The sequence below is a fragment of the Bacillus sp. XF8 genome (assembly GCF_017498755.1).
GTDB classification, from domain to species: Bacteria; Bacillota; Bacilli; order Bacillales; family Bacillaceae_G; genus Bacillus_A; species Bacillus_A bingmayongensis.
Window position 1 is genome coordinate 47,031 of record NZ_JAGDQK010000042.1, and the last position, 12,104, is coordinate 59,134.

Annotated in this window: 11 protein-coding genes and 1 other annotated feature (1 of these 12 only partly in view); of the genes, 1 reads left to right on the forward strand and 10 read right to left on the reverse strand. The window is 36.9% G+C overall.

Going from position 1 to position 12,104, the window contains the following annotated elements; genetic code table 11:
- Positions 1-218, reverse strand: a binding site (T-box leader); it reaches 30 nt to the left of the window's first position.
- Positions 219-267: 49 nt separating this feature from the next.
- The 10 genes from gltX to J4P91_RS23460 form a co-directional block, all read right to left on the reverse strand.
- Positions 268-1,725 carry a glutamate--tRNA ligase gene (gene gltX, locus J4P91_RS23415; RefSeq protein ID WP_207995990.1) on the reverse strand — a complete coding sequence of 486 codons (1,458 nt, stop codon included), beginning with the start codon at positions 1,723-1,725 and terminating at the stop codon, positions 268-270.
- An 89-nt stretch (positions 1,726-1,814) separates the two neighbouring features.
- Positions 1,815-2,291 carry a 2-C-methyl-D-erythritol 2,4-cyclodiphosphate synthase gene (ispF, locus tag J4P91_RS23420; RefSeq protein WP_017150110.1) on the reverse strand — a complete coding sequence of 159 codons (477 nt, stop codon included), beginning with the start codon at positions 2,289-2,291 and terminating at the stop codon, positions 1,815-1,817.
- A 106-nt stretch (positions 2,292-2,397) separates the two neighbouring features.
- The gene (ispD, locus tag J4P91_RS23425) at positions 2,398-3,081 is read right to left on the reverse strand and encodes a 2-C-methyl-D-erythritol 4-phosphate cytidylyltransferase (protein ID WP_017150109.1); all 684 of its coding nucleotides are present in this window, start codon (positions 3,079-3,081) and stop codon (positions 2,398-2,400) included.
- A gap of 16 nt (positions 3,082-3,097) precedes the next feature.
- Entirely contained in the window at positions 3,098-4,216 is a 1,119-nt protein-coding gene (locus tag J4P91_RS23430; protein WP_207995991.1) for a PIN/TRAM domain-containing protein, read from the reverse strand.
- 160 nt (positions 4,217-4,376) lie between these two features.
- Positions 4,377-5,450 carry a DNA integrity scanning diadenylate cyclase DisA gene (gene disA / locus J4P91_RS23435; RefSeq protein WP_017150107.1) on the reverse strand — a complete coding sequence of 358 codons (1,074 nt, stop codon included), beginning with the start codon at positions 5,448-5,450 and terminating at the stop codon, positions 4,377-4,379.
- 3 nt (positions 5,451-5,453) lie between these two features.
- Positions 5,454-6,830, reverse strand: coding sequence for a DNA repair protein RadA (radA, locus tag J4P91_RS23440; protein WP_017150106.1), 1,377 nt, complete (start codon positions 6,828-6,830; stop codon positions 5,454-5,456).
- Between the two features lie 95 nt (positions 6,831-6,925).
- Positions 6,926-9,361 carry an ATP-dependent protease ATP-binding subunit ClpC gene (clpC, locus tag J4P91_RS23445; RefSeq protein WP_017150105.1) on the reverse strand — a complete coding sequence of 812 codons (2,436 nt, stop codon included), beginning with the start codon at positions 9,359-9,361 and terminating at the stop codon, positions 6,926-6,928.
- A 22-nt stretch (positions 9,362-9,383) separates the two neighbouring features.
- Positions 9,384-10,448 (reverse strand): protein-arginine kinase McsB, encoded by a 1,065-nt coding sequence (mcsB, locus tag J4P91_RS23450; protein ID WP_207995992.1) that lies wholly within the window; start codon positions 10,446-10,448, stop codon positions 9,384-9,386.
- Between the two features lie 4 nt (positions 10,449-10,452).
- Positions 10,453-11,001 (reverse strand): protein-arginine kinase activator protein McsA, encoded by a 549-nt coding sequence (mcsA, locus tag J4P91_RS23455; RefSeq protein WP_017150103.1) that lies wholly within the window; start codon positions 10,999-11,001, stop codon positions 10,453-10,455.
- 148 nt (positions 11,002-11,149) lie between these two features.
- A complete protein-coding gene (locus J4P91_RS23460; RefSeq protein ID WP_207995993.1) occupies positions 11,150-11,611 on the reverse strand; it encodes a CtsR family transcriptional regulator in 462 nt (153 codons plus the stop codon).
- A 227-nt stretch (positions 11,612-11,838) separates the two neighbouring features.
- On the opposite strand from J4P91_RS23460, the gene J4P91_RS23465 reads away from it, so the two are divergent.
- Positions 11,839-12,015: a hypothetical protein gene (locus tag J4P91_RS23465; protein ID WP_207995994.1), complete on the forward strand. Its 177-nt coding sequence runs from the start codon at positions 11,839-11,841 to the stop codon at positions 12,013-12,015.
- The last annotated feature ends 89 nt before the right edge of the window (positions 12,016-12,104 follow it).

A 12,104-nucleotide genomic window follows, 5' to 3' on the forward strand; every position in this document is an offset into this window, starting at 1 on the left:
TCTGTTTAGGCTTAAATAAAGCCTCAAACTCATCATGATAACGGTTTATACCGCTTCTGCTTACTTTGCGTACTTATGACGTTTCCCGAAACTCTTCGTTGTTCAGCAGAAGACTCGAAGGGGCATTTCAAAAATCCGCTTATAAACCACTTCCAGCCAAAAGGTGGTTCTCTCTGTAAAAAGCCTGATTCTCTACTTCTCCTTCTCGTCGCTTTCCTTTATTAGGTTTTTAACGTATTTTTATTATATTTCTAAATTCGTTAAATGTTAACCAATTACTTTACGAATACGATTTAAAACTTTTTCTTTTCCAAGAAGTGCGATTGCGTTTGGAAGCTCTGGACCATGTGTTTGGCCAGTAGTTGCAACACGAATTGGCATAAATAAATTTTTACCTTTATGGCCTGTTTCTTTTTGAACAGCTTTAATTGCTTTCTTAATTGCCGCCGGTTCTACTTCCTCTAAAGCCTCTAATCCTGCTGCAAATGCGCGAAGCACTTCAGGTACTTGCTCACCTTTCAATACTTCTTGTCCTTCTTCTTCATAATCTACATGATCTTTAAAGAACATTTCAGAAAGCTCTACAATTTCAGCTCCAAAACTCATTTGTTCATGGTATAAAGCAATTACATCACGAACCCAAGCTTGTTCTTGTTCACTTAAGTTTTCACTTACACGACCAGCTTTCACTAAATGCGGTAAACTTAATGCAACAACAGCATCTAGATCTTGCTTTTTCATATATTGGTTGTTCATCCATTTAAGTTTTTGAGAATCAAATAATGCAGGTGATTTTGATAAACGAGCTGCATCAAACATTTCGATAAACTCTTCTTTAGAGAAAATCTCTTCTTCTCCTACTGGTGACCAACCTAGTAATGCGATAAAGTTAAAGATCGCTTCTGGAAGATATCCAAGCTCTTTATATTGCTCAATAAATTGAATAATAGATTCATCACGTTTACTTAATTTTTTACGACTCTCATTTACGATTAAAGTCATATGACCAAACTGAGGGATATCCCAACCGAAAGCTTCATAGATCATCATTTGTTTCGGCGTGTTAGAAATGTGATCATCCCCACGAAGAACGTGTGTGATTTCCATTAAATGATCATCTACTGCTACCGCAAAATTATAAGTTGGAATACCATCTTTTTTCACAATAACGAAATCACCAAAGTCATTTGAGTGGAAAGCAACTTCATCTTTTACGATATCCTTAAATGTGTAGTCGCGGTCAGCTGGTACACGGAAACGAATACTTGGAATGCGGCCTTCTGCTTCAAATTGTTTGATTTGTTCTTCTGTTAAATCACGGTGTTTCCCTGCATAACGAGGTGTTTCACCACGAGCGATTTGTCCTTCGCGCTCTGCTTCTAATTCTTCTTCTGTCATGTAACATTTATAAGCTAAACCACGCTCTAGTAAATCTTCATATAACTTTTTATAAATATCTAAACGTTCTGTTTGGCGATATGGTCCATATTCACCACCAACATCAACACCTTCATCCCAGTCCATACCGAGCCATTTCAAGTATTTTAATTGGCTTTCTTCACCACCAGCAACGTTACGTTTTACATCAGTATCTTCAATACGAATAATAAACTTACCATCTTGATGACGAGCAAATAAATAATTAAATAATGCCGTACGCGCATTTCCGATATGTAAGTGTCCTGTTGGACTTGGCGCATAGCGCACTCTCACTTGCTTTTCCATAATTGGTACACCTTCCATTCTTAATGTCAACACATTCTATAATTGTACACCAAAAAAATATGATTATCCATCTTACGAATCAAAAACAACTATTTTTTCTGTAATAATACAACTGCTTGAGAAGCAATTCCTTCTTCTCTCCCTGTAAATCCTAATTTTTCAGTCGTTGTCGCCTTTACATTAATATTATCTATAGAGGTTTCTAACAACTCACTAATACGCTTACGCATACTTTCAATATGTGGGGCCATTTTTGGCTTTTGTGCAATAATTGTACAATCTAGATTACCTAACTCATACCCTTGCTCACGCACAAATTCCCAAACTTTTTGTAATAACACCGCTGAATCTGCATCCTTAAAGGCAGGATCTGTATCTGGAAAATGTTTTCCGATGTCACCTGCAGCAATTGCTCCTAAACATGCATCAGCAATTGTATGTAAAAGTACATCTGCATCTGAGTGACCTAATAAACCTTTTTCATGCGGAATCGTAATTCCACCGATAATTAATGGTCTACCTTCTGCAAATTCGTGTACATCAAAACCTTGTCCAATTCGAAACATTTTACATCCTCCTTAAGCTAAACTACTGAAACTCATAATCTTATGTCGATGAATCTATTAAGAAAAGCCCGGTAGTTACCGAGCTTTTCTTAATATTATACCATCACTATCGTTCCTTCTGAACACGCAGGAAACTTTCGGCAATTAATAAATCTTCTGGTGTTGTTACTTTAATATTATAATAACTACCCTCTACTACGCCTACTTCTTTTCCTATGCGTTCTACAAGACTTGCATCATCTGTACCAAGGAAGCATCCTTGTTTCGCACTCCTATGCGCCTCTAATAAAAGAGGAACAGAAAACCCTTGTGGTGTTTGTACCGCTCTTAACTGAGAACGTTCAACTGTTTCAACAACCGTATTCTGTTCTACTTTTTTCACAGTATCTTTAACAGGTACTGCACAAATAGAAGCACCCTTCTGCTTCGCTGTAGTTAATACAGCATGAATCATTTTATTCGTTACAAACGGACGTGCTCCATCGTGTACAAGAACGTAATCAACATGCTTCACATGTTGAACAGCGTTATACACGCTATCTTGTCTTTCAGCTCCGCCCTGAATAAACTGCACATCCTTTTGAATATGATACTTCTGCATTAACTCTTCAAAATAAGGGCGTTCCTCTTCATTAATTGCCATAATAATATTTTTACATGCTTTATCTTTTTCAAAGGCGCGTAATGTATGCACAATAATAGGCACTTCATTAATAAGCAAAAATAATTTATTTTTACCAGCACCCATTCGCTTCCCTTGGCCCGCAGCCGGAATAATTAATGTATACATGCTAATAACCCTCTACTTATAATGCTTTTTCTAGTAATTTACGCTTCGCAAAAATCATGCGACCAGCAGATGTTTGTAGTACACTCGTAACGAGTACATCCAGTTGTGAACCAACATATTCCCTACCGTCTTCTACTACAATCATCGTACCATCATCTAAATAAGCAACACCTTGATTTTGTTCTTTTCCATCTTTGACAACATAAACACTTAATTCTTCACCAGGAAGTACAACTGGTTTAATCGCATTTGCTAAATCATTAATGTTCAGAACCGTTACTCCTTGTAGTTCAGAAACTTTATTTAAATTAAAATCATTCGTGACAACAGTACCACCAGTTACCTTCGCTAATTTCACAAGCTTGCTGTCCACTTCTTGAATGTCTTCGAAATCGCCTTCATAAATCTCTACTGGAATTGGCATCTCTTTTTGAATACGGTTTAAAATATCTAATCCTCTACGCCCGCGATTACGCTTTAATGCATCAGAAGAATCTGCAATATGTTGCAACTCTTCTAATACAAACTGAGGAATCACAATTGTTCCTTCTAGAAACTTTGTTTGACAAATATCAGCAATACGTCCGTCAATGATTACACTTGTATCAAGAATTTTCCAATGAGAAGAGGATTCTTCTACTCCTGCTTCTGTTCCAACTTCTTCATTCTCGTTATTATTATTTTTCTTCTTACCACCGCGTTGTGGTAGTGTAAATAATCCTAACAATTCATTTCTCTTTTTAAATCCTACTTGGAACCCTAAGTAACCAAGTAAAAGTGTAAAGAAGATTTGTAATACAGTGCTAATGACCGGAATTGTAAATTCACGAATTGGTATCAAAATTAAATATGCAACAATAAGGCCCGAAATTAATCCTAGCGTACCAAATAAAACATCTGTTACAGGAGCCTTTACAAGCGCTTCTTCAATATGTTTAATAAGCTGAACAATATAATCTACGAGCCAAAATGTTGTTAAAAATAAAATAATTGCACCAATAATTGCACGAACATATGAACCTTCAAGTAAAGGAACTGCACCAATGTCCAATACATTAATAACTTTCGGGATTAAATAAATCCCTAATGCTCCCCCGATTACTAAAAAGAAGAGCTGTACGATCCGTTTTAACATCCAACCACCTCCTACTCATTATTAACCATTGTTTTGCTAATCAAAACGCCGAATGCAAAAGCGGACGTGTCTTTTCATAAATTGTTTTATTTACCAATATACCATATCATATACCAAAAATGTGCTAGTGTCGTTATATTATGAAATCAATGTAATATTCTTAATTGTGTCTACTCATATATAAATGCTCTTGGATTCGTTTTAAACCTTCACGTATTTTTTTCGCTCGGACTTCTCCAATTCCTTCTACATCATCTAATTCGTTAATACTTGCGCGACAAACACCTTGCAATGTTCTAAATCGATTAATTAAGTTTTCAATAATAAGAGGTGGTACCCTAGAAATTTTACTTGTAATCCTATACCCTCTCGGTGTAACACTTTCCTCTAAACTCATTTGCCCTGGGTAACCAAGCAATTTCACTAAATCACTATCTTCTAAAAGCTGTGCATTTGCAAGCTCCTGTAATTTTTTTAAAATTTGGTAGTGATCCTGTGTCTTTTCCTGATAGTAGTCTTTAATTAATAATGCCGCCTCTGCTTCCAAATCTGCCAATAGCTCAGTAAGCTGTAAACGAATAAGTCTACCTTCTGTTCCTAATTCATGAATATAACTTAGGATTTCATTCTTAATACGAAGTACCATCTCAACACTATGCAAGACATGGACCACTTCAGACATCGTAACAACTTCCTCAAATTCTAGAATACCCAAATTCGTAATACCATCATTCCATACTGCCTTGTATTTTTCTAAAGTTTGAATCGCCTGATTTGCCTTTGTTAAAATAACACCTATATCTTTTAGTGTATAACGTAGACTTCCCTGATATAGCGTAATTACGTTACGCCTTTGTGAAATAGCAACAACAAGACTTCCCGTTTGCTTCGCTACACGTTCTGCTGTACGATGACGCATTCCTGTTTCAATGGAATCAATAGATGACTCGGGAACCAATTGTGCATTTGCAATTAAAATTTTACTTCCCGTCTCATTTAAAATAAGAGCTCCATCCATTTTTGCTAGTTCGTATAAACTGGCAGGAGAGAATGCACAATTAATATGAAACCCTCCATCAACAATGCTTTTAATCTGATCGTTATATCCAAGGACAATTAAGCCACCTGTTTGCGCGCGAAGTACATTATCTATTCCTTCCCGCAGAGGTGTCCCTGGTGCAACAAGCTGTAAAATATTAATCATACTTTTGACACGTTGCTTGTTTTCTTCCATAGCCTAGCCTCCTAATGTCAAACGAAGCGCCTCTCCTAAATTAGATACACCAACTACTTCAATCCCGTCAGGAATTGTCCAACCCCCTAAATTTTTTCGCGGGATGATGGCGCGCTGAAATCCTAATTTAGCCGCTTCTTGTACTCGTTGTTCAATTCTCGATACCCTTCTTACTTCTCCAGTTAACCCAACTTCTCCTATTACCGCATCAGTTGGTGCAGTTGACTTATCTCGAAAACTCGATGCAATACTTAAAGCAACCGCCAAATCAATTGCTGGTTCATCCAATCGTAATCCTCCAGCAACCTTTAAATAAGCATCTTGGTTTTGCAATAATAAACCTGCTCTTTTTTCTAGCACTGCCATAATAAGCGATACACGATTATGATCAATCCCTGTAGCCATTCTTCGTGGATTTCCAAAACTAGTAGGAGAGATTAATGCTTGTATTTCTACTAAAACCGGCCTTGTCCCTTCCATAGAAGCTACAACTGTAGAGCCAGCAACTCCAACGGGTCTTTCTTCTAGAAAAATCTCAGAAGGATTTAATACTTCCGCAAGACCTAATTCCTTCATTTCAAATATACCCATTTCATTTGTAGAACCAAAGCGATTTTTAACTGCTCGTAAAATACGATATGTATGATGACGGTCTCCTTCAAAATAAAGAACTGCATCCACCATATGCTCTAACATACGCGGCCCTGCAATTGCGCCTTCTTTCGTTACATGTCCTACGATAAAAATTGGAATTCCTTTCGTTTTTGCAAGCTTCATCAGTTCGGCTGTACATTCACGTACTTGTGAAACACTTCCTGGCGCTGAGGTTACTTCTGGTAAATAAATAGTTTGAATGGAATCAATAACAACAAAGGAAGGATTCATTTCATCGATATGTGCCGCAATTCTCTGTAAATCTGTTTCCGAAACAACAAATAAGTTATCTCCATTTACATGTAGACGATCTGCACGAAGTTTAATTTGTTTTGCTGATTCTTCACCAGATATATACAATACATCATACGAAGAATCCGCTAATTGCGATGATATTTGTAGCAATAAAGTTGACTTTCCAATTCCAGGGTCTCCTCCAATAAGTACGAGGGAACCATCAACAATTCCTCCACCAAGTACACGATTAAATTCTTGAAATTTTGTTTCAATCCGTGCCTCTGATTTTGTTTCTACTTCTGTAAGACGCCTTGGCTTCGTTACTTCCGTTTGAATCGCATTTGCATAGTTGATACGCCTTGATGATACAACTTGTTCCATCTCTTCAACAAGCGTATTCCATTGCCCGCATCCAGGGCACTTCCCCATATATTTCGGTGACTGATAACCACATTCTTGACATATAAATTTCGTTTTCTTTTTAGCCATTTTGTTTTTTACTTCACTTCACTTTCATATGTAAACATGTATCCTTCTTGTACAAGAAAGAGGGCTATTATTTAGCCCTCTTTGTTTGTCTATACTTATTTTACCTTTTCTGCACTGCGAATGACAAATGATTCTCCTTCAGCATCAAAGACAACTTTTTGACCTTTCTCAATTGCTCCTTTTAGAAGCTCTTCTGATAATCGATCTTCTACATGTTTTTGAATTGCTCGACGGAGTGGACGAGCACCATACTCACGATCAAATCCTTTATCAGCAATCGCTTCAATCGCTTTGCTTGTTAACTCTAATTCAATCTCTTGTTCTTTTAATCGATTCACTAGTTGATTAACCATAAGCGTTACAATCTCTTGAATATGCTTTTTCTCAAGCATATGGAACACAATAATTTCATCAATGCGGTTTAAGAATTCTGGACGAAACGCTTTTTTCAATTCATCCATTACTTTACCCTTCATATCTGAATAATCACGTCCCTCATCTTGTACGTTAAAACCAAGATGTTTATTGCGTTTTAACGCTTCCGCACCAACGTTAGATGTCATAATAACAATTGTATTACGGAAATCAACTGTACGCCCTTTAGAATCTGTTAAACGTCCATCTTCTAGCACTTGCAGTAAAATGTTAAATACATCTGGATGAGCCTTCTCTACTTCATCTAATAGAACGACAGAATATGGTTTACGGCGAACCTTTTCAGTCAATTGACCGCCTTCTTCATATCCAACATATCCTGGAGGAGATCCCACTAAGCGAGACGTAGAATGTTTCTCCATGTACTCAGACATATCAATACGAATCATCGCATCTTCATCACCGAACATAGATTCTGCTAATGCGCGTGCAAGCTCAGTTTTACCTACACCAGTCGGTCCTAAGAAAATAAATGAACCAATTGGACGTTTTGGATCTTTTAAACCCGCTCGTGCACGGCGCACCGCTTTCGCTACCGCGACAACAGCTTCATCTTGGCCAATTACACGGTCATGTAAAATAGATTCTAGATTCAATAATTTATTTGTTTCTGTTTGTGCCAGTTTAGAAACTGGAATACGTGTCCACGTAGAAACAACATTTGCAATATCTTCTACTGTTACTTCTGAGTTTTCTTTTCCTTGCTGCTCTTTCCACTGACGTTTCGTATCTTCTAACTTTTCACGTAAGCGTTGTTCCATATCTCGTAAAGAAGCTGCCTTTTCAAACTCTTGGCTCTGTACAGCTGCATCCTTTTCTTTTCGAATTTCTTCAAGCTTCACTTCAAGTTCTTTTAAATTTGGCGGTGTTGTATAAGAACGTAAGCGTACTTTTGAAGCTGCTTCATCGATTAGGTCAATCGCTTTATCAGGTAAGAAACGATCTGTAATATAACGATCCGAAAGTTTTACAGATGCATCAATTGCATCATCTGTAATGGAAACGCGGTGATGTGCCTCGTAACGATCGCGTAATCCTTTTAAAATTTGAATCGATTCTTCTAAGCTTGGTTCGTCAACATGAATTGGTTGGAAACGTCTTTCTAACGCTGCATCTTTTTCAATGTATTTACGATACTCATCTAATGTTGTCGCCCCAATACATTGCAATTCACCACGTGCTAACGATGGTTTTAAAATATTGGATGCGTCAATCGCACCTTCTGCACCACCTGCACCAATTAATGTATGAAGTTCATCGATAAACAAGATAATATTACCCGCTTGTCGAATTTCATCCATCACTTTCTTTAAGCGATCTTCAAATTCACCACGATACTTTGTACCAGCAACAACTGTACCCATATCTAACGTCATAACACGCTTATCACGTAATGTTTCTGGAACTTCATTATTTACAATTTGCTGTGCTAAGCCCTCAGCAATTGCTGTTTTACCTACCCCAGGTTCTCCAATTAATACTGGGTTATTCTTAGTTCTGCGACTCAATACTTCAATAACACGTTGAATCTCTTTACTACGGCCAATAACAGGATCTAGGCGCCCTTCACGTGCAACAACTGTCAAATCTCTTGCTAAACTATCAAGCGTTGGTGTATTTGCATTTGCTGATGCACCACCTTGATGACCTGATGTAGCTTCATTGCTTCCAAGAAGCTGCAATACTTGTTGTCTTGCTTTATTTAAACTTACACCTAAGTTATTTAAAACACGAGCTGCAACACCTTCTCCTTCACGGATTAATCCTAATAAAATGTGTTCCGTTCCGACATAAGAATGACCAAGCTTACGTGCCTCATCCATCGATAACTCAATTACTTTTTTGGCACGTGGTGTATAATGAACTGTTTGAGACATCTCTGTTCCACGCCCAATTAATCCCTCTACTTCTTTTTGTACCTTCTCTGGACTTAACCCAAGGGCAATTAACGCTTTAGCTGCAATTCCTTCTCCTTCGCGTACAAGCCCAAGTAAAATATGTTCTGTCCCAATATTATTATGTCCAATGCGAATTGCCTCTTCTTGAGATAAAGCTAATACTTTCTGTGCTCGTTCTGTAAATCTTCCAAACATCATAGAAATCGCCTCCTACTTGCGCTCAATTTTGTTCAATTCGTAATCGTTCACGGATTAATGTTGCTCTTCGATAATCCCTTTCTTCCGGGCTTAAAGGACCGCCCGCGTATTGCTGTAAAATTCCTGGCTGAGTTAATACCATCAGCTCTGTTAAAATATTTCTTGATATATTTTTTATATAACCAAGGTCAATGCCTAGCCGCATATCTGACAGACAAGTAGCTGCCTCTGCCGATTGAATTAATCGACTATTGGCCAGTACACCATAAGAACGATATACTCGGTCTTCAAGTTCAATACTTGAATTTTTCTTAATCAGTTCTCGAGCTACTTTCTCTTGTTGTATAAGCTGATGAACGACACTCTCTAAATCTGCTATAATATCTTCTTCTGATTTTCCTAATGTCATTTGATTAGAAACTTGAAATATATTACCTAAGGCTTCGCTACCTTCACCGTATATTCCTCTTACGACTAAACCTAATTGTTGAATCGCTTGTATAATACGATTTATCTGTTTCGTCAAAACAAGTGCTGGTAAATGCATCATCACAGAAGCGCGTAACCCCGTTCCAACATTTGTAGGGCAACTTGTAATATAGCCAAGCGATTCATCAAAAGCATATTCAACTGTTTCTTCAATCCAAGTATCCATTTGGTTTGCGTTTTGTAACGCTCCTAATAATTGCAATCCTGAGAACAAACACTGAATTCGCACATGGTCTTCTTCATTAAGCATTACACTTATATGTTCGTTTTCTGATAGTAGACACGCACCAAATTCTGTTCCAGCAAGATTAGGACTAATTAAATGTTTTTCTACTAAGACCCTTCGTTGAAGCGGTTTTAGTTCATTCATTTTTAATAGTTCAAAATTCCCAAAGGATTTCACTTTCTGATTTACAAACTTCTTTTGAAATAAATTAGTAATCTGCTCAGCTTCTTCATCCGTTTGCATAATAGGGAAATGATAATCTTTTAAATTACGAGCCAAACGAATACGACTACTTAAAACAATATCAGAATCGGGGCCATCTCCCCTCATCCACGGACTAATTGCTTCATTCATAATACGATCCAGTGACATAGAATTATTCCCCCTCTCTATGCTCACTAAGCTGATTTTCAATACTTCGAATTTGATCACGCGTTTGAGCTGCGTTTTCAAATTCTTCTTTCTGTACATATTGCCTTAATTTTAGTTTTAGTTCATCTAATTCTTTCTTTAGATGAATATTTCCTCCCATACGTTCTGGAATTTTTCCACAATGATGTGTATGACCACCATGAAGCCGCTTCAGCATTGGCTTTAGTTGTTCCTTAAATGTCTCATAACAAGAAGCACATCCAAAGCGACCCACTTTTGCAAATTGTTTATATGTCATATTACAAGTTGGACATCGCAACACTCTTGTATCCGAAAAGCTATCCTCTTGGTTTTCAATCATTGATTGTTTTCCATGTAGCAATCCAGCTAGTAAGTCATGAAAAGAAAAACTAGATTGTGTTGATTGAAAGAAAGACGTATAGCCATTTTGCTCTGCACATTGCTCACAAAGATGAACTTCCGTCTTTTGTCCGTTTATCACTTTTGTATAATGTAAAGCTGCTGGTCTTATATTACAATTTTGACAAGTCATCTTATATCCCTACCTTTACAACGGGAACGATCTACCTCATGATACTTTTTATACGTCATTAGATTATTTTGTTAACTTAATCTTATCTGTAAAAAGTCCCACTATAAAATGAATTACCGCTAAAAACATTTCTTAACAAAAGCTGTATTTATTTATATTTCAGTGTCCTTAACATTGCGCATAGTATCCGAGCCCTAAGTTCATCTCGAGAAGGTAAATCCATTAATAATACAGATCGATCTAGCACGCTCAGCATAAGTTTTGCTTCCCGATTTGTCACAATATCTTCTTCCACTAATCGGATAATAATACTTTCCGCATTTCCTTGCGCAATACTATGCTCAATCATATGAAGCATTTGATCAATAATGTCTATATCGTCATGCAATTTGACTTTGATAATGCGAATGTAACCTCCTCCGCCTCGTTTACTTTCAACTATAAATCCTCTTTCTAACGTAAAACGAGTATTGATTACATAATTAATTTGAGACGGGACACAATCAAATCGATCCGCAATCTCATTTCTCTTAATCTCAATCACATTATTATTGCTTAAGTCAATAACTTGCTTTAGATATTGCTCAATGATATCAGATATATTTCTCATTTATCCGCCACCTTTATTGACTTTGACTATCTTTGACTTTAATTATATACGTATTAAAGAAATTTGCAACTCTTTTGCTTCTTCACTATCCTAGCCAAAATTTTTGTTCTTTAATCACTCAATTTATTATTTAGATCTGTTAAAAAAATACCCTTTAAATGTCTTATTAAATTTATAACAATGTAAGACTATAGGGGTTACCAATGTGCATTTTATAAAAGTCTAGGATGAAGAAAAGCAGAAGTTTTCCTATTGAGAAATTAACAAAAAATACAGAAGATGCAATCACTCAAAAAGTAAGAAGCTGTTATGGTGTAGCTTTTGCTATCAACATTGAAGAAATTCGGAAAATGATGAAAGATGGGCTGTTTTTTAAAGTATACAAAAAAGACGAGTCAAAATGACTCGTCTTAAGCTTGCTTGGCGACGTCCTACTCTCACAGGGACAAGGTCCCAACTACCATCGGCGCTAGAGAGCTTAACTTCCGTGTTC

What these genes read in the sequence shown, in the direction of transcription:
- gltX (WP_207995990.1), bottom strand. Translation starts at nt 1,725, where the DNA reads ATGGAAAAGCAAGTGAGAGTGCGCTATGCGCCAAGTCCAACAGGACAC.
- ispF (WP_017150110.1), bottom strand. Translation starts at nt 2,291, where the DNA reads ATGTTTCGAATTGGACAAGGTTTTGATGTACACGAATTTGCAGAAGGT.
- ispD (WP_017150109.1), bottom strand. Translation starts at nt 3,081, where the DNA reads ATGTATACATTAATTATTCCGGCTGCGGGCCAAGGGAAGCGAATGGGT.
- J4P91_RS23430 (WP_207995991.1), bottom strand. Translation starts at nt 4,216, where the DNA reads ATGTTAAAACGGATCGTACAGCTCTTCTTTTTAGTAATCGGGGGAGCA.
- disA (WP_017150107.1), bottom strand. Translation starts at nt 5,450, where the DNA reads ATGGAAGAAAACAAGCAACGTGTCAAAAGTATGATTAATATTTTACAG.
- radA (WP_017150106.1), bottom strand. Translation starts at nt 6,830, where the DNA reads ATGGCTAAAAAGAAAACGAAATTTATATGTCAAGAATGTGGTTATCAG.
- clpC (WP_017150105.1), bottom strand. Translation starts at nt 9,361, where the DNA reads ATGATGTTTGGAAGATTTACAGAACGAGCACAGAAAGTATTAGCTTTA.
- mcsB (WP_207995992.1), bottom strand. Translation starts at nt 10,448, where the DNA reads ATGTCACTGGATCGTATTATGAATGAAGCAATTAGTCCGTGGATGAGG.
- mcsA (WP_017150103.1), bottom strand. Translation starts at nt 11,001, where the DNA reads ATGACTTGTCAAAATTGTAATATAAGACCAGCAGCTTTACATTATACA.
- J4P91_RS23460 (WP_207995993.1), bottom strand. Translation starts at nt 11,611, where the DNA reads ATGAGAAATATATCTGATATCATTGAGCAATATCTAAAGCAAGTTATT.
- J4P91_RS23465 (WP_207995994.1), top strand. Translation starts at nt 11,839, where the DNA reads ATGAAGAAAAGCAGAAGTTTTCCTATTGAGAAATTAACAAAAAATACA.